The 23,280-nt window shown below is 44.8% G+C and carries 19 protein-coding genes; 13 read left to right on the plus strand and 6 right to left on the minus strand.

Translation table 11 applies throughout. The annotated features are described in order from the left end of the window. Positions 1-24: 24 nt before the first annotated feature. Both LIX84_RS11555 and LIX84_RS11560 read right to left on the minus strand, forming a co-directional pair. On the minus strand, positions 25-951 hold the full coding sequence (locus tag LIX84_RS11555; RefSeq protein WP_226421352.1) for a DUF58 domain-containing protein: 927 nt from the start codon (positions 949-951) through the stop codon (positions 25-27). A 14-nt stretch (positions 952-965) separates the two neighbouring features. Further along, complete coding sequence (locus LIX84_RS11560) at positions 966-1,922, minus strand: AAA family ATPase (protein WP_226421353.1); 957 nt, start codon at positions 1,920-1,922, stop codon at positions 966-968. A gap of 311 nt (positions 1,923-2,233) precedes the next feature. Here LIX84_RS11560 and LIX84_RS11565 point away from each other — a divergent pair, with 311 nt between their 5' ends. The 8 genes from LIX84_RS11565 to LIX84_RS11600 all read left to right on the plus strand — a co-directional run bounded on the left by LIX84_RS11565 (position 2,234) and on the right by LIX84_RS11600 (position 11,139). After that, on the plus strand, positions 2,234-4,150 hold the full coding sequence (locus tag LIX84_RS11565) for a methyl-accepting chemotaxis protein (protein WP_226421354.1): 1,917 nt from the start codon (positions 2,234-2,236) through the stop codon (positions 4,148-4,150). Positions 4,151-4,206: 56 nt separating this feature from the next. Beyond that, positions 4,207-4,407 (plus strand): restriction endonuclease subunit S, encoded by a 201-nt coding sequence (locus tag LIX84_RS11570; protein ID WP_047008479.1) that lies wholly within the window; start codon positions 4,207-4,209, stop codon positions 4,405-4,407. Positions 4,408-4,655: 248 nt separating this feature from the next. Further along, entirely contained in the window at positions 4,656-5,324 is a 669-nt protein-coding gene (locus LIX84_RS11575) for a LuxR C-terminal-related transcriptional regulator (RefSeq protein WP_150917684.1), read from the plus strand. Positions 5,325-5,552: 228 nt separating this feature from the next. Then, positions 5,553-6,209 carry a LuxR C-terminal-related transcriptional regulator gene (locus tag LIX84_RS11580; protein ID WP_080619247.1) on the plus strand — a complete coding sequence of 219 codons (657 nt, stop codon included), beginning with the start codon at positions 5,553-5,555 and terminating at the stop codon, positions 6,207-6,209. A gap of 207 nt (positions 6,210-6,416) precedes the next feature. Beyond that, positions 6,417-7,007, plus strand: coding sequence for a calcium-binding protein (locus LIX84_RS11585; RefSeq protein WP_226421355.1), 591 nt, complete (start codon positions 6,417-6,419; stop codon positions 7,005-7,007). A gap of 153 nt (positions 7,008-7,160) precedes the next feature. Then, on the plus strand, positions 7,161-8,879 hold the full coding sequence (locus LIX84_RS11590; protein ID WP_226421356.1) for a type I secretion system permease/ATPase: 1,719 nt from the start codon (positions 7,161-7,163) through the stop codon (positions 8,877-8,879). After that, on the plus strand, positions 8,854-10,194 hold the full coding sequence (locus LIX84_RS11595) for an HlyD family type I secretion periplasmic adaptor subunit (protein WP_226421357.1): 1,341 nt from the start codon (positions 8,854-8,856) through the stop codon (positions 10,192-10,194). The genes LIX84_RS11590 and LIX84_RS11595 overlap by 26 nt, the downstream gene beginning before the upstream one ends. A 96-nt stretch (positions 10,195-10,290) precedes the next feature. Further along, complete coding sequence (locus LIX84_RS11600; protein WP_139059203.1) at positions 10,291-11,139, plus strand: mechanosensitive ion channel family protein; 849 nt, start codon at positions 10,291-10,293, stop codon at positions 11,137-11,139. A gap of 99 nt (positions 11,140-11,238) precedes the next feature. Here the strand turns inward: LIX84_RS11600 and fhuB are convergent, their stop codons facing one another. From fhuB to LIX84_RS11620, 4 genes are read right to left on the minus strand one after another with little or no spacing between them, the layout of a single operon-like run. Then, positions 11,239-13,206 (minus strand): Fe(3+)-hydroxamate ABC transporter permease FhuB, encoded by a 1,968-nt coding sequence (gene fhuB, locus LIX84_RS11605; protein WP_226421358.1) that lies wholly within the window; start codon positions 13,204-13,206, stop codon positions 11,239-11,241. Continuing rightward, positions 13,203-14,132: an iron-siderophore ABC transporter substrate-binding protein gene (locus LIX84_RS11610; RefSeq protein ID WP_226421359.1), complete on the minus strand. Its 930-nt coding sequence runs from the start codon at positions 14,130-14,132 to the stop codon at positions 13,203-13,205. Before LIX84_RS11610 ends, fhuB begins: the two co-directional genes overlap by 4 nt. Further along, positions 14,123-14,908, minus strand: a complete 786-nt coding sequence (locus tag LIX84_RS11615; protein WP_226421360.1) for an ABC transporter ATP-binding protein — start codon at positions 14,906-14,908, stop codon at positions 14,123-14,125. The genes LIX84_RS11610 and LIX84_RS11615 overlap by 10 nt, the downstream gene beginning before the upstream one ends. Before the next feature lie 52 nt (positions 14,909-14,960). Continuing rightward, the gene (locus LIX84_RS11620; RefSeq protein WP_226421361.1) at positions 14,961-17,066 is read right to left on the minus strand and encodes a TonB-dependent siderophore receptor; all 2,106 of its coding nucleotides are present in this window, start codon (positions 17,064-17,066) and stop codon (positions 14,961-14,963) included. Between the two features lie 145 nt (positions 17,067-17,211). On the opposite strand from LIX84_RS11620, the gene LIX84_RS11625 reads away from it, so the two are divergent. The 5 genes from LIX84_RS11625 (at position 17,212) to LIX84_RS11645 (ending at position 23,202) form a co-directional block, all read left to right on the plus strand. Next, the gene (locus LIX84_RS11625) at positions 17,212-19,065 is read left to right on the plus strand and encodes an ABC transporter ATP-binding protein (RefSeq protein ID WP_226421362.1); all 1,854 of its coding nucleotides are present in this window, start codon (positions 17,212-17,214) and stop codon (positions 19,063-19,065) included. A 236-nt stretch (positions 19,066-19,301) separates the two neighbouring features. Further along, positions 19,302-20,336: a sensor histidine kinase gene (locus tag LIX84_RS11630; RefSeq protein ID WP_031812218.1), complete on the plus strand. Its 1,035-nt coding sequence runs from the start codon at positions 19,302-19,304 to the stop codon at positions 20,334-20,336. Next, the gene (locus LIX84_RS11635) at positions 20,333-21,031 is read left to right on the plus strand and encodes a response regulator transcription factor (RefSeq protein WP_226421363.1); all 699 of its coding nucleotides are present in this window, start codon (positions 20,333-20,335) and stop codon (positions 21,029-21,031) included. The genes LIX84_RS11630 and LIX84_RS11635 overlap by 4 nt, the downstream gene beginning before the upstream one ends. 151 nt (positions 21,032-21,182) lie before the next feature. Beyond that, positions 21,183-21,836 (plus strand): potassium channel family protein, encoded by a 654-nt coding sequence (locus LIX84_RS11640; protein ID WP_005375180.1) that lies wholly within the window; start codon positions 21,183-21,185, stop codon positions 21,834-21,836. Position 21,837: 1 nt separating this feature from the next. Continuing rightward, on the plus strand, positions 21,838-23,202 hold the full coding sequence (locus LIX84_RS11645; RefSeq protein WP_226421364.1) for a TrkH family potassium uptake protein: 1,365 nt from the start codon (positions 21,838-21,840) through the stop codon (positions 23,200-23,202). Positions 23,203-23,280 lie beyond the last annotated feature (78 nt).

Genomic DNA, 23,280 nt, shown 5'->3' on the forward strand with positions numbered 1-23,280 from the left:
GCTTAATGCTGCTGGTACAGTTTGTTAGCTTAATTGTGAAATTAGGGGCCAACCACTTGATAGCGTGTTAAATGGAATCGCCATCGAATGGCATTGCTGTTTAATGGTTTCTTGGTGTTGAGTAAAGTGTGTTTCGAGTTCCTTTCTTTGGCCCTTGGAGCCAAAGTTGAACCATTGGCTACGTTGTCCATCCGAGGCTTTTACTTGGCCTCTAAAGGTTGTTTCGCCTTTTTCTAATGGGTCATAAAACTGAATAGCCCTCACACTGTTGTGCTGTTTTAGTCGACGTAACTGCGTCAACTCTGCCGCGCTTATGTGGGCAAAGTCACTGAGCATAATCAGCTCGCTGCCCTTAGGTGTCAGTGTATGAAGTGTCTCTAACACTTGAGTATACGGCAGTGTACGAGCCTCGCTGTTGGCAGTACGAGCCACCTGCGCGTTATGTGTATCGACGATAGCATTAAGAATCCGCAGCCCCTGTTTTTGTAGAGAGGAAGGGCGAAACTCAAAACATTGATGTCCATCGTCAATCACCGCACCGATGCGATCCTTTTTAGCCAAAGTGAGCCAAATCAACACGCTGGCAAAGTGAGCCAATTGAACCGACTTAAGCATATACTTAGACCCAAAATGCAGGCTAGAACTCAGGTCAAGGTAAAGAATCACAGCTTGCTCTTTGTCTTCTGCAAATAACTTTGTGTGCGCTTTCCCTGTACGAGCAGTTACCCGCCAATCAATACTGCGGATATCATCGCCAGGTTGGTATTGGCGTACTTCCATAAAATCCATGCCTCGCCCTTTTTGGCGGCTGGTATGGTTACCGCTCATTTGCGACCAGATACTTTGTGCTGGTGGCAACCAACGTACAGATTGAGTGCGGTATTGCAGCAGCTCTTCAAGGGTTAATGTCACCCCATTCGTATGAGGTGGCAGTGGATGCGTTGTGGACATATCACTCCCTCGTCTTATGCACTGCCAACGAGGTTTAGCAGCTTATCGATGACTTGGTTTGCCGTAATGCCTTCCGCTTGAGCGTGGTAACTCAGTAATAAACGGTGGCGCAAAACCGGATAAGCCATGGTTTGAACATCTCCTGGGGACACAAAATCACGACCTGCAAGCCAAGCGTGCGCACGGGCACAACGATCCAGAGCGATGGTGGCACGTGGACTAACGCCCATTGACAACCACTTATCCAGCTCAGTGTCATATTCGCTGGCTCGACGTGTTGCCATAACTAAACGGACGATGTACTGCTCTATCGTTTCCGCCATATGAATATCCAACACTTCTTTACGCGCAGTGAAGATATCTTGTTGGCTTAACATTGGGCGCTCGACGGTAGTTTCGCCTTTTGCTTCACCGCGGTTAATACGCAAGATAGATAGCTCATGTTCTGCATCTGGGTATTCCACTTCTAAATGTAATAAAAAGCGATCTAGCTGTGCTTCAGGTAGTGGATAAGTCCCTTCTTGTTCAATCGGGTTTTGAGTCGCCATGACCAAAAACAACTCTGGCAACGGGTAAGTATGGCGACCTGCTGTGACTTGTTTTTCTGCCATTGCTTCAAGCATCGCCGCTTGTACTTTGGCCGGTGCACGGTTTATCTCATCCGCAAGAATAAGAGAATTGAAGATAGGACCAGATTGGAAAGTGAACTCTCCGGTTTCGGGGCGGAAGATATCGGTGCCGGTTAAATCGGCTGGCAGCAAGTCAGGGGTAAACTGAATTCGGTGGAAGTCGCCTTCAACACAATCTGAGAGTGATTTTACTGCACGGGTTTTTGCCAGCCCAGGAGGACCCTCAACCAAAATATGTCCATCGGCCAAAAGGGCAACAAGCAGTTGTTTGACTAGATCTTGCTGACCAATGATCTGCGACTCTAGGTATTGCTGAAGAGTTTCGAAGTTAGATTTATGCATGCTTTGGACTCTCGATATCCATTTGATTTTTTGTGTTGAGTATTGGTCATTTTCCAGATGGAAAAAGTTCCAATGCGCTTTCGCAATTTATCTTTTCAATATTGGGACTCTGCATAGAATTGCAAGTACTTGCTATCACTGAAAGTTCTTATCTGACATAGCGTTACATTTATTTTTCATAATATAGTGAGAAATGCCTCTAGTTTTGTATATGTGAGCCGATAAAGTTTCTGTGATGTGCGTGTCATGAGATATGCACCAGATTCCCCTTATGGGGCCAATAACAAGTGATTCTTTTAAAAGGTCCGAATATGTTGAAACTTCATTCCTTGAGCATCAAACAGAAGGTTGTACTTGGTATTACGTTTGCTGTTTTAGCATCAACAATTATCGTTGGTGTTATGGCTCAGCGTCATGCAAGAGATGTGTTGAGCCACCGTCTTGTTGATATCGAACTACCTGCGATGCTGCAGCAAATCAATACAGAAATTGACCGCGAAGTTGTAGAGATGCAACAAGCCGCAAAACAGCTCGCAACAAACGAGTTTATTGTCGAAGCTCTATCTAATACAGACCGCGATCCGTCGGTAGAAGTTCAGTTAGTTCAGCAGCTCAATAACGTTAAATCCCAGTACGGACTAAATGATGCGTCGGTAGCCAATCGTCAAACGGCATATTACTGGAATCAAAACGGGTTCTTGCGTCAGCTTAATCGAACTCAAGATGCTTGGTTCTTTGGCTTTACGTTTTCTGGTCAAGAAACGTCAGTGAGCGTTTTCCAAGAGGCAAACGGCGAAGTAAAAATGTTTGCCAACTACCAAGACTTAAATGGTACATCAATGTCAGGTCTTTCAAAGTCGATGGACGACATGGTTGCGCTGCTCAATGGGTTTAAAATTGAAGATACAGGTTATGTGTTCCTCACTAACGAACAGGGTGAGATTCAAATACATCGTCAACAAGGTAAAAACCAAACTTCTATCACCAAGCTATTTGGTAGTGATGCGAGTGCACTGCTGAATAAAAACAGCTTCAATTTGATTAATGTGGACTTTGAAGGGCAGGACACGTTTGTTTCCAGTTTGTATGTTCCTTCAATGAATTGGTTTGTCATTGGTGTAGTTCCTGTCGATGAAGTCTTCGCGGACCTAAATGCTACTGCGCAAAAAATGCTGTTTACGACCATCATTGTCGCCGTTGTATTCATTCTGATGGGCGTATGGTTGGCAAATAGTATTACTAAACCAATTCGACTGATTGCCGATCGTTTTACTGACCTTGGGCAAGGTGAAGGCGACTTGGCGCAGCGCATTGAAATTCAGGGTAATGATGAAATTGCTCAGCTTTCAAAAGGCTTCAACGGATTTATTGAGAAGATCCACGCCACAATGAAAGAAGTTGCTTTAACTAGTGGCTCATTAAGTCAAGCGGCAGAAAGTGTGTCGACGAAAGCAACATCCACACATGACAACAGCCAAGAGCAACGTGATCAAACCATTCAAGTTGTTGCGGCGATTAATCAGATGGGTGCGACCATCAGCGAAATTGCATCGAACGCGGCTACTGCTGCCGATACGGCAAATCAGGCTTCTGATAATACTCAAACGGGTCGTGAAGTGGTTATGAAAGCCAAAGAGGTGATTAGCCGCCTAGCTGATGACGTAGAAACGACCAATATTGTCGTCACGCAGCTGGCATCGACAACTAAAGATATTGGCTCGATTCTGGGCGTAATTCGTGACATATCAGAGCAAACCAACTTGCTTGCGTTGAACGCCGCGATTGAGGCTGCACGTGCTGGAGAGCAAGGTCGTGGTTTTGCGGTGGTTGCTGACGAGGTCAGAAACCTAGCGTCACGCACAGCTGACTCAACAGAAGAGATCCAACGGATGATCAACCAACTTCAAAGTGACGCACAAGACGCAGTAAGTGCGATGGAAGCGGGTAAAGCGGTCACTATTGAAGGGGTCGCTTCAACCGATGAAGCCGTGGAAGTGTTAGTCAATATTTCTGAGCGAATTACAGACATCTCTGATCGTAATACGCAAGTTGCGACGGCGACGGAAGAGCAATCCACTGTGGTGCATACCATTAACCAAAACATTGAAGAAATCAACGCGATCAATGAAATGACAACGGCAACGGCAGAAGAGCTGGCGGATGCAAGTCGTGATCTTCAAGCGCTCTCTTCACGTCTGGACAAGATGGTTGGTAGCTTCAAGCTATAGAGTTGGATAGAATAGCCGAAGTTTAAAAGTTCACTAACTAAATTTAGGTAAGTACTATGAATGACTTCGAAAAAGAACTAGAGCAGATTTCTCAGGAAGCCGCTCAGGAGCCAGAAGTAAAACTGCCGTCGCTAGAAGAGCAAAAAGCGATCGTCGCTGAGCTAAAAAAGCTGGAAGCAGAAGGTAAGTTGACGGCAGAAGTGTTAGAGCAACACTTTGGTAAATTTAACCAAAAAAACTCTGTTCCAGTTCACTAAGCTAAGGTGAGGTTTCGGCTCTAACGGGCGCGACAAAATCACCAACTAAAATACAAAAAAGGGAGTGTATGCTCCCTTTTTTAATGCCTGAAAAATGCTAATACCTCTTACAGACTTGCCACTTAAAAATTATTGACACTTCAATGAGTTATTAATTAGTACTAGTTATTTTCATACTTGACAATACTACTGCTCTATCTAAATCTATTGCGTATTTCAATAAAAGCGACCAAGGGAATGCGATCAGGATGGAGCAACAAAAAACAAGAAATGTCATTTTAATCACGGAGGGCAGTCTGCAGTCATCTCTGCTGAAAGATGTATTGGAGACCAAACTCGGTATTAGTGTTGCTCTAATCACACCAGACTCTCTTATTCACGGAGCGTTAGATTCGCCTTTAGCGTCGGCCATTATTGTTGATTGCAGCGTGATCACTGATGAAATCTTTCGGCGTTATTCGGAATTTAAAGAGTCGCAACAGAAAGATACGCTCGAAATCTTAATTAATTGTGATCAATCCATTTCGACTGAAGATCTTTTTGCTTGGCGTACTCTAGCAGGTATTTTCTATACCTCTGATGATATAAAAACGCTGCAAGTTGGGATTGGTAAGGTACTTCAGGGGGATATGTGGTTCAGCCGTAAGTTTTCTCAGCAATACATTACTCACCTTCGTCGCCACTGCAAACCTATAAATAAGAATGTTCCCGCTATTTTGACCAAACGAGAGCAACAAATAATTACCTTTCTCTCTATGGGGGCTTCCAATCAACAAATTGCCGAACAACTATTTGTGAGCGAGAATACGGTAAAGACTCATTTACACAATATTTTCAAGAAGATTGAAGTAAAAAATAGAGTCCAAGCACTTATTTGGGCGAAAGAAAATATTTCGGATAACTCGTTAACAGTGTAATGTCCTTGAAATATTGCGTTATTTAATTTAGTGAATTCTTAATCATTACTGTGACCTAAATGTGTTAAAAGTGTTTCTTTTATGAGAAACACTTTTTTTGATTCTCTTTTTAATAACTTTGGAATTTAAAAAAGTAGCAAATAACTTTACTCTGTGGACTAGCACTTACATATCACACTAAGTGCGGACGATTAACGACGAATTTAAGAATGTTAAGTCACTGAAAGTATGAGAAACATTATGGAACAGTATATGGAAAAGCCTGAAGTCCTAATGCTCACTCAACAAAGTTTACAGAGTGAAAACTTTAAGGAAATGCTTTCTAAAAATATAGAAACTAAAATAACGATCATAGATACTAAAAACCCTAGCTATCACGAACTCATTCCGGAACGCTACTTTTTGCTTGTTGATTTTTCAGTTGAGATTCCATCCGAAACTTTAGTTTATTTAAAAGATAGTAATAAAGTGCTAGGAACCATAATGCTTAATTTAGGTTATGACTTAGACACAGAAGAACTCGCCTCATGGCCGCATGTAAAGGGTATATTCGGTCCGGGAGACTCCATGGACAAGGTGTGTCAGGGGTTAAAAGCAATAATAAAAGGAGATAATTGGCTGTCTCGAAGATTACTGGATCAGCTGGTTAATTATTATCGAGGAAAAGAAGCGAATAGCATTATTGAGCCTGCTATCGAGGTCGAGCTTACTCGGCGTGAAATTCAAGTTTTAAAAATGTTGAAAGAAGGAGGCTCAAATATGGAAATTGCTGATTCTTTATTTATCAGTGAGCATACTATTAAATCACATCTATACAATATTTTTAGAAAATTAGAAGTAAAGAACCGTACACAAGCAACAAGTTGGGCTAGGCGAAACCTGTAGTACTAGTATTAACTTACTGTAATAAAAAGAAAATACTCTATAAAGTACTAAGTTTTATATTTATTATTAAAATGTCAGTCTGAAATATCATCCCATATTCAAACTTATTCCTATTCGGTTGACTATTAGACTTCTCATGTCTGTTACAAATCTACTCAGACATAGAATAAAAGGTCTATTCAATTATTAAGACAAGAGGGAATAAAAATGAGCACAATTGATAATGACACGTATCTCGGCGATGCAGGTGTAAATAACCAATTTGCTGATTTCGATGGCGGCGATGACTTGTTTATTGGTTTTGGTGGCAATGATTCGTTTGTTGGCGGTGGCGGTAACGATTATGTGATCGGCGGCGACGGTGATGATCGCCTAATTGGTGGTGCTGGCGATGATTTGTTAAAAGGTGGGATTGGTAATGATCTATTAAAAGGAGGTTTTGGAAACGACAAGCTTTTAGGTTTGTTGGGTGATAACAAGCTATTAGGGAACACAGGTGATGATATTCTTGTTGTAGGTGCGGGAGATAACATCTTGGTAGGTGGGAGTGACAGTGACAAGTTTGTTTTCACGGATAAGTTTGGTGGTCATGGCGAAGCAAAAGTTATGGATTTCACCATTGGTGAAGATTCTTTGCACATTATTAGCGACTCGGTCACAGACTTCGGTGATTTAAGCTTTAGCTATGATGCTGTAGGTAATGCCGTGTTTACCGATGGTGCTGATCTAACCGTGAAACTCATTGGCGTTACCGAAACTGACATCAATACTTACGGTGCGGATTTATTTGCAATCTAAATGACTTAAATCACTCAGAATGGGATTTAGTTTGTGTGGCTCTGTCACGCTGAGGTGAACTAACTCGTTCATTCTAGAGTGTATTTGAGGCTGTCTTAAGTTAGGTGCTAGCTTTTGCTGGCGCCTAAATTTTCTATTTAAACGGAAATAGTCGTGCAAAAAACGGTTTTCAAAGAAGTGAGACAAAAACTATGCACGCTTGCGGGCTTGCTAATCGCTTTTAGCCTTTTTATCAACATACTAGTCCTCTCGATTCCCTTGTACATGCTTCAAGTGTACAACCGAGTGATATCCTCCTATTCAACCGATACTCTACTTTTGCTCACTATTATCGTGATTGTCGCGTTATTAACCATGTCGATTATTGATATCGCTCGCGCGCAAATGAGTAAATCATTTGGTTATTGGATGGACACCAAACTGTCCACTTTTATGCTTAAGCGCAGCATTCAATACCAATCGCACACAGGGAAGAGTTACACCTCGCAAACGCTGCGAGACATTCAGAACATCAAAAGCTTTTTGAGCAGCCAAGCACCCTACCCACTATTGGATGCGCCTTGGACACCGCTGTTTATTTTGTTCGTATATTTATTGCACCCAGTATTGGGTCACATCGCGTTACTCGGGTCTATCGTATTGTTTAGTCTCGGGCTACTCAATGAGCTAATGACGCGTAAAACCATGCAAGAGAGTGAAGTCAGGGCGATCTCTCATATCAACAACGCCGAACTAGCCACGCAAAATGCCAATTCAATTCTTGCGATGGGGATGATGAACGCGTTTTTAGAGAAATGGCAGTCGCGCGTGAATGAAGTCAATATGCTCGAAGAGCGAGTGGTAGATAAGTCCATTTACATGGCTAACTTTTCTAAGTTTGTACGTGGTTCACTACAGATCTTTTTGTTGGGAGGCGGAGCATGGTTAGTGATCCAACATGAGATTACTGCGGGAGCGATGATCGCGAGTTCCATTTTAATGAGTCGGGCACTCTCGCCGATGGAGCAGGCGATTGGTACATGGCGAAGTGCTATGTCTGCTAAAGGCGCGTATAAAAGGCTAAAAGAAATCGATGCAATCGTGCGCCAAGATGAATCGAATATGCCACTGCCAAAGCCAAAAGGACACTATGAACTTACTGGACTTGCTTATCGCCATCCTGGCACAGCAGACCCTGTACTCTCATCGATCAACTTATCTATTCCTCCCGGAGTCGCTGTCGGAGTTATTGGCCCTTCTGGTACTGGTAAGTCGACGTTTGCTCGGTTGTTATTAGGTACGATCAAGCCACTAGCGGGTAAGGTTACGCTTGATGGTATGGAAGTGTCTACTTGGGCATCGGAAGACCGCGGCGCCCATTTTGGTTATCTCGCTCAAGAAGTAGAGTTGTTTCCTGGCACAATTCGGGAGAACATCGCGCGCTTCAAAGAGGAAGACCCCGCTAAAGTCATCAAGGCGGCGCAACTAGCAGGATGTCATGAATTAATACTCAAGAAAAACAAAGGCTATGATTTCGTTATTGGCGAAAATGGCCGTGGTTTATCTGGAGGAGAAAGGCAGAGAATCGCACTTGCAAGAGCCGTTTATGGCGATCCATCTATTGTGATTTTCGATGAAGCTAATGCCAACCTTGATGGTGAAGGAGAGGCTGCATATCAACGTTTGATTGCCCATTTAAAGGCGCAAGGAGCAACGATTATCGTCATTGCCCATAATCCGAGTACATTACGACAAATGGATAGATTGCTGTATTTGGCTGAAGGTCGAGTCAAATTATACGGTGATAAAGATGAAGTATTAAAACGCTTGATGGGCGAAGAAAGAACAGATATTCCAAGGGTAAGAAATGAGCAATCAACTGCCAGCCGTTAATCAGCATCCGTCTGAAACCGTTTATCGTTTTAGTCCGCAAGCGAAACTAAGCTTTCGAAAGCCAATTTTACTTGGTGTGGTGACGCTAAGTATTTTTCTTGGTGGCCTAGGCTACTGGGCTGCGACAGCGAAATTAGAGAGCGCTGCGATTGCTTATGGCGATTTGTCTGTTCTCACTAAGCGACAAGAAATTCAACATCTAGAAGGCGGCATTATTGAAAAGCTGTACGTGCAGGAGGGAGACTTGGTTGAAAAAGGTCAATTATTAATTCAACTCTCTAAACGACAAGCTATGGCGAAGTTGGATTCATTAAGTGGTCAGTTTATTCATACTCTAGCGAAGGAAAACCGTCTAAGTGCTGAGCTAGATGAATTGCCAACGATCGTATGGTCTGATGATCTTGAAAGTATTCCTCGCGTCGATATCGTCCAAGAAGCTCAACTGGTTCAAAACAAGATCTTTGAAGCGAGAAAGCGATTCTTTGATAGTAAGCTGAGCATCATTGAGCAGAGTATTTCTGGGGCAAATTTGGAGCTGGAAAACCTCCAGCAAACCAAAGTAATTGAGAGAGAAAGACTCAATTTTATCGCCGAAGAAATAGACAGTAACCAAGCTCTAGTTCAAAAAGGCTTTTCGGGTAAATCCACCTTACTTCAACTCAAACGTCTTGCGGCGGAAGTGCGGAGTACCTTAAGTCAGTTAGATAGACAATCACTCACAGTAAGCAAAAGGTTGGATGAAAACCAAGCGCAAATTGAAGAGTTGAAGCTTGAAAGACTAAATGAGATTGTCGAGGAGCTACGAAACACCAAAAAGGAAATCGTCGCCATTCGTGAAGAGTATCGCTCAGCACAAGATATTGTAGCGAGAACAACCATCAATGCACCTATTGCTGGCCGTGTGGTCAACATGCAGGTGTTTACCGAAAAAGGTGTGATTGGTTCGGGTGAAACGCTATTAGAGTTGGTTCCTCAAGACGATAAGTTGTTAGTCGAGGCTCGCGTGAATCCTCAGGATATCGATTTAGTTAACCCAGGTCAGCAGGCGCATGTTCGTCTGACCGCTCTGAATGCTAGAACGTTGGCACCATTAGACGGCACGGTGTTAACGATTTCTGCGGATAAGCTTTCACAAGAAAACCAAGAGGATTTTTACCTCGCTAGAATTGCAATTTCGCAAGAAGATGTAGCCAAACACCACTTAACTTCAGGAATGAACGCGGAAGTGCTTATTTTATCTAAACCGCGAACGCCTTTAAGTTATTTAATAAAGCCAATCACTGAAAGCATGAATCGCGCCTTTAGAGAGGAGTAATCTCAAAAGTACTTGAGTGAACACGGACAACTGACAAAATAATTTGTTATGGTTACCCGTTACTAGGCCGTATTTTAATTCTAAGGGAGCCGTGGAATGGAGAAAGTGCAGTTAGTCGTCGATTTTCTTCTCACTCATAAACTGATTTTTACCGCACTGATCTTTGTGATTATGTGGTTAATTCGTCGTACCATTTTATCGATGATTCGTGGTGACCATGCCTTTCTTTCTGAAGATCAGCGCAGCTGGATGTCCAGAACTAAGAACGGCACCTTTGCCGTTACCTTACTGATTTTATTTATTTTATGGCAATCAGAAATAAACGAGTTTGCTCTAAGTGTCACGGCGATAGCGGTTGCCATTGTTGTGGCATCCAAAGAGATAATTTTGTGTTTTACAGGCTCGATTCAAAGAGCAAGCTCACGTTCTTTTCGTGTCGGTGACTGGATTGAGGTCGGTAAACTGTGCGGCGAAGTGATCGAGCACAATATGATGGCGACGGTGATTCAAGAGATCGACCTGCACCATGGTCAATATCACTACACCGGAAAAACCGCGACCTTACCCAATAGTATGTTTTTTACTTACCCAGTAAAGAACCTCAATTTTATGAAGCGCTACGTCTACCACAATTTTTCTATCGTGGTGAAAGACTTCGTTAATTTGTATCCTCTGTTACCAATCTTGACCGACAAGATTGAAGAGCATTGTAGCTACTTCAGTGATGTTGCGCATCGCTACAACGCGATGATTGAAAAACACGCTGGGGTCGATCTTCCCGGTGCAGAGCCACATATGCATATTTCTAGCAATATCAATGGTGAGCAGATTTTGCATGTTATGATTTTCTGCCCGACCGATAAAGCTAACCACTTGGAGCATTTGATTCGTAAAGACTTTATGGAACTTTATGAGCAGCGCTTTCCTGTGGTGATTGAAAAATAGAGAAGTGTCGTACGCCAGTTAAAACAAACCCCGCTATCAAACATAGCGGGGTTTGTTTTTCTAACGGTATTTCCAGCTCTAACTATATTCCCTGAATACTTAGCTGAATTTACTTTTCAGCATTAAAAACAGAAAGTAAGTACTGCCTAAAATAGCAACCAATGTGCCAGCTGCGACCTGACTTGGATAAATAGCGATTTGTCCCAGCCAATCTGCCCACAACATTAGGGTTGCACCAATTAAGGCTCCGACACTTAGTTGCTCTTTCACTTTTCTTGCTCCTAACATCATCGCCATATGGGGAGCGACCAAGCCAACAAAAGATATCGGACCAACTGTAGCGGTAGAAAAGGCGCATAATAAAGCAACGATGGTGAGCATTAGCGTATTGGCTACGGTGGGGTTAAGTCCTCGTGCATTTGAGAATTGTCGTCCGATGGAAATTAATGTTAGCCAGCGAGAAATCGCGAATACAGCGGTAAGCAGAACCATTATTGCCAAACATAGCATCAGTGCGGTGTCGGCTGTGACTCGATAAATTGAACCAGTTAGCCACAATAAAATTTTGTAACTGTCACCAGAACCTTGAGCTAGCGAAAATTGAACAAGGGCTTCTAATAGTGCCGTTAGTGCTATGCCGGACAACACGAAGTTAGATGGATTAAAATGGCTTCGTTTACCGATAATCAGCAATAACATCAATACGGACATACTTCCGAAAAAAGCGATACCCCAGTTAAATGCGGAGAGAAGTGACCCAGCGATGACTCCTGTCGTAATAATGGCAAACGTGGCTCCGGAAGACACACCGAGAATATCTGGGCTGGCCAGAGGGTTGTAAACAATGCGTTGCAAAATGATTCCGGCAACGGATAGCGCAATACCGACAGAAAGTGCGGTTAGCATTCGCGGCCAGCGTAATTGCCATTGGAACTCCCCTGGCACGGACCATTGGATCCCGTTTATACCATGGGTAACGAATGAGTAAACCAGAACCCCGACGATGCTCATTATCACTATGCTACAAACTGCGCGCTTAGAAAGCGCCGTTTTTCCTTGGCTCATTGAAAGGTTAAGTTGATCGGTTGCCGTCAGCTTTTTACGAGTAAACCAAATTAAAGCGGGAGCGCCAATAGCTGCAGCCGTTACGCCGCTAGGAATGGTTTCCTCTAACCATAAGCTTAATGAGATGGCGGCAGAGTCTGTGATGATTAATAGCATTGCGCCCATTAGCATGCTGCTGATCAATTCGTCGCGTGGCGTTCTCGCTCCCATTGCACGGGCGATGTTTGGTGTTAACAAGCCGATAAAACTGATGATACCAACCGCAGTGATTGAGGCTGATACCAGCCAAATACCCATCACCATTAACGTGCTAAAAGCAGGTAATACCGCTAAGCCTCGGGCTGCTGCGCCTTCTTGTCCTAGTTTCATTAAGGTCAGAATACGTGGTGCGACGATCAAAATGACGATTGCAATAGCAGAGCGTGGCAGCAACCATTCAAACCAATCCCAGCTGTATTGAGAAAGGTCTCCTGCTCCCCACATAAAAATATTCTGTGCAAACTGGGCGTTTAAAATAATAATGGCTGTGGCGATAGAACCGAGCAAGATATTGATCACCATCCCCGAAACGACCAACGGCAAACCTGTCATATTACGTACGCCGGCAATTGATACGATCAGGCCAAACGCCACTAAAGCTCCCGCCATTGCGGCTAATGCAGAGTAATCGGCTACCCAATCGACGAACCAAATGTTTACCACGACTAATGCAAGCCAAGCACCAGAAGAGGTGCCAAGAGTCAACGGCGAGGTGAGGTTATTCTGCGTTAATTGCTGCATTAAGCTGCCGGTGAGACCAAGCATGGCACCAACAAGCAGAGTAATACTTAACCTAGGAAGCTGAGCTTGCGTAAAAAATACGTCACGAAATTCGCTCGCTACCTCTGGTTTTGTTAATAATTGCCACTGTTCGAAGAGTGATAAATTAGTGTCAATTTGTAGACTAAAGACGCTAAGTAACGTAATCAGCGCCAGATAACCAATATAATGTTTCGTTCTCATTGCTTTGGTGCCAACTCTATTAGACTGTCGGTAATCGCTTCAGCGGTGTATTGCAAAGACATAGCACCGCCATACGCCCACACTGCTCTGACTGAATTTACCCGCTGCTTCTTTACAAACGGCATCGCTTGCCAAAGTGTCGAATCTTTCAGTTTGCGTTCTTCTGGGAAAGGTTGTACGTAGAGAACGTAGCTGTTTTGAAGGTTTTGAAGTCGATTAATCCGATCTTGCTTTACGCCCCACGCGCGTGGAGCCTCTTTAATTGGAGCGTGTAATCCCAGCTTTCTGACCACGTAGTCTGTGGTGGAATTTTCGGTTGCAAGAAACACCGTATTCGGCGTTGAAAAACGCATCACCAGAACACTGAGTGGCTCAGAGTAATAGTGGCGAATTCGCTGGCGCATTTGCTCAAATGATGTGTCTAATTGTGCCAGTTTCTGTTCAGCAAATGCCTCTTTATTGAATAGCTTGCCAAGCGTACGAAAGTGGCGAATAGCAGTCTCGGCCGCAGCCTCATTTTCAGAAAAATTAGGTAAATAGATTATCGGAGCAATTTGTTTGAGTAACGGAATCAAGTCTTGCTGTGGAGACGCAGCAAGGATGACATCTGGTTTCAAACTGGCTATTTTTTCTAAGTTGGGCTCTGCTCGGGTTCCAATATCTTCGATTGACTCTGGCGCATACGGATTAACCACCCATTGGAGGTAGCCTGGTAAATTGGGGGCGGCAATTGGTTCCACGTCTAGCGCCAAAACTTGTTCTAGGATGTCCCAATTTAAGGCGATAACGCGCTGCGGCGCTTGCTCAAAACTATGCTCACCATATTCATCGGTAACGGTGATGACTGCATTTGCATTAGTCATAAAAAATGCTAACAGAAAAGCAGATTGTGTAACCACAGTAAGTAAACGAGCTATTATGCGCATACAACAGCCACCTTTTGGCTCGCCAATGTGTTGGCTGGAGTTGGATGATCAATGAGCTTAATCGGTGACTCATACAACTCAGAAAGGCGATCCTCATCTAGCAACATGTCGGCGTTGCCTTCGAACGCAATTTGACCTTTCTTGAGCGCAACAATGTGGGTTGCATAGCGCAGTGCTAAGTTCAAATCGTGCAGGATCACGATAATGCCTACATTCTCGGTTCGATTCAGTTCCGCCAGCAGCGCCATTAGTTGAAACTGATGGTGAACATCGAGCGCCGAGGTTGGCTCATCGAGAATTAAAATCGGTGATTGTTGAGCCAACAGCATAGACACCCAAGCGCGTTGGCGCTCACCGCCCGATAAATCGTCCGCTAATGCTTGAGCAAACGGAGCTACGCCAGTGAGAGCCATGGCTTCTGCGATGATCTGTTTGTCTTCAGGTTTCCAGCGACCAAGTGCGCCACGCCACGGAAAGCGACCTAAGCGCACTAGCTCTTCTACTGTTAAACCAGCCGAGGAGGGCAGCTTTTGTGGCAAATAGGCGATCTGCTTTGCCAGCTCTTTGGTTTTGAGTGATGAAAGGGAAGTGTCGTTTAATGCTACCGTGCCTTTATCTGGTGACATTTGACCAGAAAGCAGGTTCACCAGTGTCGATTTGCCTGAACCGTTATGGCCCAAAACGACAGTTAGTTCATTCGTTGGGATGTTAAGTTGGTCGATGACGAGGATCTGACGTCCACCTCGAACGATCTCAATATTAGACAGTTGAAACATGGATGACTCTTAGGAGAAAACTCCCCTCAAGAGAGGGGAGTAGAAAGTTCAATTACCAGCGGTAGTTTGCGTTTAGCATGACAGAGCGAGACTGGCCGTAGTAACACCAGTAATCGCAACCTGAAACAAACTCTTTATCCAGAATGTTGTTCACGTTTAGCTGTGCTTGCCACTGTGAAGTGATGTCGTAAGTGACTGACGCATCCCAAAGAGTGACTGAAGGAACAGTTAGGTTCGAGCTCTTAGGGTTATCTTTTGACTCACCTACGTAGCGCACACCAGTACCGATATTGAGGCCTGGAATCAGGCTGTAGGCGCTGTAGTCTACCCATGCTGAAGCTTGGTGTTCAGGAATAAGTGCGGCTTGTTTTTTACCTTGGCCAAAACTCTCATCTGTTTTCGCTTTAGTGTAGGTGTAGCTTGCCATCAGTTTTAGATCGTCGGTTAGCTGCGCCGTGCTTTCAAGCTCAATACCTTGAGAAGTCACTTCCCCCGTTTGTGTCGCGATCCATGTTGAAGGGTTAGTCACCAACGCGTTCTTTTGCGTAATGTCGAACCATGCAAGGTTGATAAAGCCATCCATAAAGCCTGGCTCATACTTCACACCTACTTCTACTTGTTCGCCTTCTAGCGGTTTGTATAGTTCATTGGTTGCTGTATCAATTGTACTGATCACTTCAAACGACTGAGAGTAGTTTGCGTAAGGTGACAGACCATTGTTTGCAAGGAACATTACACCCGCGCTGAGAGACAACTGACCATCATCACGAGATTCGTTTTGATCAACGCCTGCGCCTTTGCCAGAGTTTTCTGTTTTCACCCAGTCGTAACGAGCACCCACGTTACCAATCCACTGTTCATGCAGTTTCAATTGGTATTGCGAATAGAGACTTGCTTGAGATTTCTCAATCTCACGTTTCACGTTGTTGGCAGGATCAAGCGGGGTGAAGTTGCCGTAAACTGGGTTCCACGGGTTGATGGTGCCAAACGCGTAGTTGTCCTGCTCGTCTCCATCGGTTTTGTGGAATTGCAGATCCATACCGACAAGCACCGTGTGCTCTGCGTTGTCTGTCATCCAGTTGCCGACAGCGTTATTGTCGAATGTGATGCTCTGGTTTTTGCCGTCACGGAATACGATGCCTTGCGCTAATTCTTCTTTTGCAGGATCGTTGTTTGAGAATGCGTAAGAGCTGCGCAAGTACAACTCATTGGAGCCGTAGTTGAGGTTTTGAGAGAATGACCACGTGTCATTGATGTCGTGCTCTAGCAAGTAACCTAGAGAGAACTGCGTGCGTTCGTATTTATCGTAGTTTGGCTGACCAAGGTTAGTCGAAGGATCGATTTTGCCAAAGTTAGAACCAATCAAAGTTCCTGCTGCTGGGAAGAATGGGTTGGTTGGCACACCGTCATCACGAAGGTAAGTGGCCAAAACGGTCAGCATTGTGCGGTCAGAAATGTCGAACTCGACGCTTGGCGCTAGATAAAAACGCTCGTTATTGGTGCCGTCCAGTTCGCCATCTTGGCTTGTCATCAGGCCAACCAAACGGTAGCGGATTGTGCCATCGTCGTTTGCTTCATCAGCAATGTCAAAACCCACAGACTGGTGTTGGTTGTTGCCCACTTCCACTTTTACTTCGCCTTGAGGCGTAAACGTTGGTTTTTTCTGTACTGCATTCACGATACCGCCTGGTGCCGATTCACCAAACAGAATAGCTGATGGGCCTTTAACCACTTCCACACTTTCTAGGCCGTAAGGTTCGACCAACCATGTGTAGTAACCATCGCGGAATAGGCGGTTGCCGTTTAGGTAAGTCGCAGCATCAAAACCGCGAACTTTGAACCAATCGGTGTCGTTGTCGGCGCCATAAGGCTGAGCGGTTACGCCAGATGTGTAGCGTAATGCTTCGTCCAATTTTTGCGGTGCACGAACACGAAGTTCATCTTCAGAAATGATAGATACGCTGCGCGGAGTTTCTGCCGCAGGGGTTTCTAATTTAAGTGCTTGCGCAGTGACCGTAATGGTCTCCATTGCAATAATGTCATCTTGTACAACGTCTTCTTGAGCTTGTGCTGTGAATGCAACCACTGCTGCTGTTGGTGCCAAAGCACAGACCAATGCGTTACGGATCGCGATGGTCAGTAAGTTATTCTTTGTCATAAATATATTCCCGACAATTATGATTAACGCTAAGCTTAATTGTAATTATTATCATTTGAACTTTTGTTTCGGTATTTTACTGACTTTTGTATCAAAAGATAGTAAAACGTTCGCAAATTCATTCGCGGTACTTAAAGTCGTTGTTATGTTCAATTGGTTTGAAAAACTGACCCAACCCTTTCCCCAGATGGAAACCGAAAAGCCACCGAAGACACTTTTTGGCTTCTGTCGCTTTTACACTCGTGGCTTTGAAGCCCCTTTACTTGTCATGGCTGTGTTCAGTGCGCTTATTGCCATTACTGAGGTGACGCTGTTGCGTTATATGGGTGAGCTCGTCGATATTCTCTCTAATCAAGATCGCGCAACATTCTGGCAAGATCAGGGTGATCGCATGCTAATGATGCTGTTCTTAGTTGCGGTTGTGATGCCAGCTCTGGGTTTTGTCCACTCAATGGTGATGCACCAAACGTTATTGGGTAACTACCCGATGTCTATCCGTTGGTTGATTCACCGTTACTTGCTAAAACAAGCGGTTGGATTTTTCCAACGTGACTTTGCAGGCCGAGTTGCGACCAAAGTGATGCAAAGTGCGTTAGCGGTACGAGAAACGGTCATGAAGCTGGTGGATGTACTGGTTTATATCAGCGTTTATTTTCTTTCGATGCTTTGGATGATGGGCGAAGCCGATGGTTTGCTAATGTTGCCTATTGTGATTTGGATAGGAATGTACGCGGTTATCCAGTTCTACTTTATCCCTAAAATGAAACAAGTAGCGACAGAGCAAGCGGATGCTCGCTCTGTAATGACTGGGCGCATTGTCGATTCTTACACCAACATTTCTACCGTAAAACTATTCGCTCATTCACAGCGAGAGTTGGAATACGCAGAAAGCAGCATGACGCAATTTTTGGTGACGGTTTACCGCCAAATGCGCATGGTGACTTGTTTGCTGTTTAGTGTCGATGCCATCAACTATTTACTGCTGATGTCTATCAGTGCCATTTCGGTTTATCTATGGCTAGATCACGCTGTAACAATTGGTGCTATTGCGATTGCCATTAGTATTGCGTTGCGCGTACAAGGAATGTCGAAGTGGATCATGTGGGAAGTTAGTGCACTGTTTGAAAACATCGGTACGGTAGTGGACGGTATTAATACGATTTCAAACGACGTCGAAGTAAAAGACATACCAAATGCCAAGCCTCTGCAAATCTCTCAAGGTGAGATCTGCTTTGATCACGTAGGTTTTAACTACAGTGATGAAAAGGCGGTATTTGAGAACTTGAACCTGACCATCAAACCGGGCGAAAAAGTCGGTATTGTCGGTCGCTCTGGGGCAGGTAAATCCACGTTGGTTAACCTGTTGCTGCGTTTTTACGATGTGAATACGGGTAAGATTTGTATTGATGGGCAAGACATTTCGCAAGTCGAACAAGAGTCGCTGCGTCAACATATCGGTATGATCACGCAGGACACTTCTTTGCTACATCGCTCAATTAAAGAGAACATTCTTTACGGTGATCCAGATGCTTCAATGGATGCCGTTATCGCAGCTGCTGAGAAAGCACATGCTCATGATTTCATTCAATCTCTACGAGACGAGCAAGGTAACGTTGGCTATGACGTTGAAGTGGGTGAGCGTGGCGTGAAGCTGTCTGGTGGTCAACGTCAACGTGTGGCGATTGCTCGCGTGCTGCTGAAAAACGCACCAATTTTGATCATGGACGAAGCAACGTCTGCACTTGATTCAGAAGTAGAATCGGCAATTCAAGAAAACCTTGAAGTTCTGATGGAAGGAAAAACAGTGATTGCGATTGCTCACCGTTTATCAACGATTGCCGCGATGGATCGTTTGATTGTAATGGATGACGGCAAAATCATTGAGCAAGGCTCGCATTACGAGCTGCTGCAATTGGGTGGTGTTTACGCTCAGTTGTGGAAGCATCAAACCGGCGGCTTTTTGTCTGAGCAAGGTGATGCTCAACTGCAAGTCATCTAATATGACGCTACACGAAAGAGGAGCAAATGCTCCTCTTTTTTATGTCTGCCGTTTATACCGAGTTAGTAGGCGTCAATGGGTGACGTTTACTTGTGATTATTCATTAAGTTAGGCCAACTTAATGATGGTTATGTCTATAACTCACTGTCGTTCTTGCATTTTTTACGCTTTTTTTACGCGAACTCCGAATGGGCTTTTGCTAAAGTTTCTGCATCGAATTTTGGTTGATGTACTTTATGTTTGCTCATTGGCGAGATAACACATTTCTCTTTTCTGCCATCGTGATTGTTGGCGCGGTTGTGGCCTCATGGCTGTTGGACCAATTGTTTGGCTCTACAGCTGCGGTCCTGCTGATTTTGCAGTTAGCAGTTGTGGTGGTGGCGTTTCAATGCAACTCGCGATTCGCTTATGCGGCGGCGGTGATCGAAGCGCTGAGCTTCAACTTCTTTTTCACGACGCCTCGTTATTCTTTGCAGATGTTTCGTCCGGAAGACATTTTTAATCTAGTCGTGTTTATGGTGGTGGCATTTATCACCAGCACCTTCGCGGATCTTTATCGTCGGCAGCAGGGCGAGTTAAAACAAACCAAGCTGCAAAACAGCATCCTGCTATCGGTGTCCCATGACCTACGCACGCCGCTGGCAACCATTATTGGAACACTGACCACACTCAACGAGTACATGCCCAAGCTCAATGACTTAGAGCGCAAAGAATTGCTCGACAGTGCGACTTCAGAAAGCCACCGCTTGCATCAATATATAGAGAACCTCTTACAGGCGACTAAGCTCCAACACGGCACATTAAAAATTACCAAAAAAGATGAGCCTATTGCGAATATTGTGCGGGATGCGGTTTCTCGTTTGCCGAATTACACCGAGAAAGTGTCCATGAATATGGATGATTCCGTTGGTTATTTATCAGTAAGTCGTTCGCTCATCGAACAAGCGATTTTTAATGTGCTGGATAATGCCATGCGATTTTCACCAGAGAATGAATCTGTTGAGGTTTCACTTTCTAAGCAGGGTTCGTCGTGCGTTATTGATGTTCGGGACATGGGGATTGGCATCAAAGCTGAAGATGCGGAAAAAATATTCAACCTTTTCTATTCCGGCGTGAACAACAAATCGGCCGATTCAGGAACCGGAATGGGACTCGCGGTTGCCAAAGGCATCATCACCGCACACCAAGGAGAGATTCAATCTATGCCAGTATCAGAAGGGACGCTGATCCGCATTCGACTTCCACTCAATCAAGGAGCAGAGCAGGCGTGAGTTACAAAGTTTTAGTCGTGGACGATGAGCCTCGCATTCATACCTTTATTCGTATTTCGCTGTCTGCTGAAGGGTTTGATTACATTGGCGCGAGTACCATTGCAGAAGCCAAATCGTGTTTCGAAGCGTATTCGCCGCATGTCATTCTGCTAGATTTAGGCTTGCCCGACGGCGATGGAACGGAGTTTCTCACTACGCTTCGTCAGACGTATAAAACGCCAGTGCTAGTGCTGACAGCTCGCGATCAAGAAGAGGAAAAAATTCGCCTTTTAGAAGCGGGCGCGAATGATTACTTGAGCAAGCCTTTTGGCGTAAAAGAGCTCATCGCGCGCATCAAAGTGCTGGTTCGAGATTTGGTGGATGAGCAATCCATCGCTGATGAGCTGGTGGCTGGCCGAGTCAAAATCATCAAAAGTACTCACCAATTTTGGTTGGATCAGAGGGAAATTCCACTCACCAAGAAAGAGTTTTCTTTCATTGAACAGTTGATTCTCAAGCCGGGAAAACTCATTGAGCAAACTCATTTACTAGCGGTGATTTGGGGAAAAAGTCATGTCGAAGATACTCACTACTTACGCGTGTTAGTGAGTCAACTACGCAAAAAACTGAACGATAGTGCTGACGAACAGCGACTATTAAAAACCGAGCCGGGGCTGGGTTATCGTTTAGTGCTTGAGACGTCCAAGCACCACTAAATTCCAAATTTAATCAACGTTAATGCCAAGGTTTAGTGCTGGTTATCGGCACTCGAACAGGATTCGTGTTGCCTATTTTCCGTGACGGAAAATCAGTCTAGCCCTTAACGCATTTGCATTTTCTATACATAAAACACAGTTAGGGATTGATATGGCTCACTTTACAGTAATTGGTTTAGGGCGATTTGGCGTTGCCGCCAGCTTAGAACTTATTCATCTTGGACACACCGTAACGGGTGTGGATAGCGACCCGAAAATCGTCGAGAAATACGTCGAAGAGTTAACGCAAGCGGTCATATGTGACGCAACAGACGAAGGCGCACTCAGAGAGTTAGCGCTAGCGAACAGTGATGTGGTGTTGGTGGCGATTGGTGAAGACATGCAAGCCAGTTTGTTGTGTACGCTGGCGCTGAAAAATCTGGGTGTGAAATCCATTTGGGTCAAAGCGAGCACCAAAGCGCACCATACCATCGTGTCTAAGCTTGGTGTACAACGTATTATTCATCCTGAAGAGGAGATGGGCGTAAGAGTCGCGCAGGCACTCAACTATCCGATGGTGAACAACTATTTAGAAATGGGGCATGGCTTGTATGTGGTGGAAATCCACGTTAAATCCAATCTGCACGATACGCCGCTTTCTAAGTTGATCAGCCGAGGCAGTTACAACATTCAGCCAATCTTGGTGAAGCGCGAAGAAGCCGTCTACACCAATATCAATGATGAGTTTGTGCTTAATGAGTTCGACACGCTGTTGCTTTGCGGTAGTCGCGCTGAGCTGAAATACGTCGCTCCAAGGTTGGTGTAACATGGTTTTGTGGCATCCCTCTATTATCCCAATCGAGCGAAAACCCAAAGCGGGCAAAAAATTGTTGGGCGCTCCGCCATTAATACTTAGCCTCAGCTTTGCGTGCTTGATCATGCTCGGCACAGTTTTACTCAAACTGCCGATTGCCACCACAGAGCCCATTACTTGGATTCAAAGCCTGTTTACTGCGACATCGGCCATTACGGTGACGGGATTAGTTGTGGTAGACACGGGCACGGCGTTTACGCCTTTTGGGCAGGTGGTTATTGCCTTCCTGATTCAATGTGGTGGCCTAGGTTTGATGACGTTTGCTATCGTGACCTTGCTGGCTCTGGGCGGAAAAATTGGCTTTTTGGAGCGAGCAGTCGCGAGAGAGGCGTTCAACCAGACTGACTCATCGACACTCATTGCCACCGCTAAATCTGTATTGATGTTCGCTCTGCTCGTTGAACTTATTGGTTTCACTATTTTGAGCGTTTATTGGAGTGAAGAGCTGGGCTGGAAAACCAGTTTGTTCCATGGTTTCTTCTACACCATCAGTGCGTTTAACAATGCAGGTTTTGCGTTGAGTACCGATAGCTTAATGCCTTACGTGGACGACCCGGTCGTTAACTTCACCATTACCAGTTTGTTTATTATTGGTGGTTTAGGCTTCTCGGTTTGGATTGACTTAAAACGCAATCGCCGTTGGCACCGACTCACCGTTTACAGTCGAATGATGATCTTAGGCACGATGATCATTAACGTGGTGGCACTTATCGCGATTTACCTGATTGAATATGACAACCCCAACACGCTTGCCCCGTTGAGCGAAGCAGGGAAATGGTGGGCATCGTGGTTTCAAGCGGTGACGCCAAGAACGGCAGGGTTCAACACTTTAGCTATCGATCAGTTGGAAGATGCCACAACGGCGATCATTCTGGTGTTGATGTTTATCGGCGGTGGATCACTGAGCACGGCAAGTGGTATTAAAGTTGTGACATTTATGGTGTTAGTCTTGGCAACTTACAGCTATTTACGTCGTGATGAAGCAACCTATGCCTTTCAACGCGAGATTCCCAAAGAGACCATCAGCAAGGCATTGGCGCTGACTCTGATCTCGGTGGGTGTGACTTGGTTTGCCATATTCACGCTGTTACTGACAGAGAAAGCGTCTATGTTAGACATTATGTTCGAAGCGGTCTCGGCACTGGGTACGGTTGGTTTGTCGCGAGGCTTAACGGGCAGTTTGTCCGAACCGGGTGAGTTAGTGATCATCTTCATGATGTTTATGGGACGATTAGGCCCCCTTACTTTGGCGTACTTCTTAGCCAGTCCAAGAAAGAAAAAAGCGCGTTACGCGAGCACTAAATTGGCAATAGGGTAAATGGGCTAACTCGGAGAAAGTGAGCAAAAGGCTAGGCATAAGAGGAGTAACTGCTCCTCTTTTTTGTGCTCGTTGTAG

This window comes from Vibrio sp. E14 (assembly GCF_020515785.1).
GTDB classification, from domain to species: domain Bacteria; phylum Pseudomonadota; class Gammaproteobacteria; order Enterobacterales; family Vibrionaceae; genus Vibrio; species Vibrio diabolicus.

Bases quoted from the DNA above. Each gene is read 5' to 3' on its own strand.
- LIX84_RS11630 (WP_031812218.1), top strand. From the start codon at position 19,302: ATGTTTGCTCATTGGCGAGATAACACATTTCTCTTTTCTGCCATCGTG.
- LIX84_RS11580 (WP_080619247.1), top strand. From the start codon at position 5,553: ATGAGAAACATTATGGAACAGTATATGGAAAAGCCTGAAGTCCTAATG.
- fhuB (WP_226421358.1), bottom strand. From the start codon at position 13,206: ATGAGAACGAAACATTATATTGGTTATCTGGCGCTGATTACGTTACTT.
- LIX84_RS11575 (WP_150917684.1), top strand. From the start codon at position 4,656: ATGGAGCAACAAAAAACAAGAAATGTCATTTTAATCACGGAGGGCAGT.
- LIX84_RS11585 (WP_226421355.1), top strand. From the start codon at position 6,417: ATGAGCACAATTGATAATGACACGTATCTCGGCGATGCAGGTGTAAAT.
- LIX84_RS11595 (WP_226421357.1), top strand. From the start codon at position 8,854: ATGAGCAATCAACTGCCAGCCGTTAATCAGCATCCGTCTGAAACCGTT.
- LIX84_RS11570 (WP_047008479.1), top strand. From the start codon at position 4,207: ATGAATGACTTCGAAAAAGAACTAGAGCAGATTTCTCAGGAAGCCGCT.
- LIX84_RS11600 (WP_139059203.1), top strand. From the start codon at position 10,291: ATGGAGAAAGTGCAGTTAGTCGTCGATTTTCTTCTCACTCATAAACTG.
- LIX84_RS11645 (WP_226421364.1), top strand. From the start codon at position 21,838: ATGGTTTTGTGGCATCCCTCTATTATCCCAATCGAGCGAAAACCCAAA.
- LIX84_RS11555 (WP_226421352.1), bottom strand. From the start codon at position 951: ATGTCCACAACGCATCCACTGCCACCTCATACGAATGGGGTGACATTA.
- LIX84_RS11625 (WP_226421362.1), top strand. From the start codon at position 17,212: ATGTTCAATTGGTTTGAAAAACTGACCCAACCCTTTCCCCAGATGGAA.
- LIX84_RS11565 (WP_226421354.1), top strand. From the start codon at position 2,234: ATGTTGAAACTTCATTCCTTGAGCATCAAACAGAAGGTTGTACTTGGT.
- LIX84_RS11640 (WP_005375180.1), top strand. From the start codon at position 21,183: ATGGCTCACTTTACAGTAATTGGTTTAGGGCGATTTGGCGTTGCCGCC.
- LIX84_RS11610 (WP_226421359.1), bottom strand. From the start codon at position 14,132: ATGCGCATAATAGCTCGTTTACTTACTGTGGTTACACAATCTGCTTTT.
- LIX84_RS11615 (WP_226421360.1), bottom strand. From the start codon at position 14,908: ATGTTTCAACTGTCTAATATTGAGATCGTTCGAGGTGGACGTCAGATC.
- LIX84_RS11560 (WP_226421353.1), bottom strand. From the start codon at position 1,922: ATGCATAAATCTAACTTCGAAACTCTTCAGCAATACCTAGAGTCGCAG.
- LIX84_RS11620 (WP_226421361.1), bottom strand. From the start codon at position 17,066: ATGACAAAGAATAACTTACTGACCATCGCGATCCGTAACGCATTGGTC.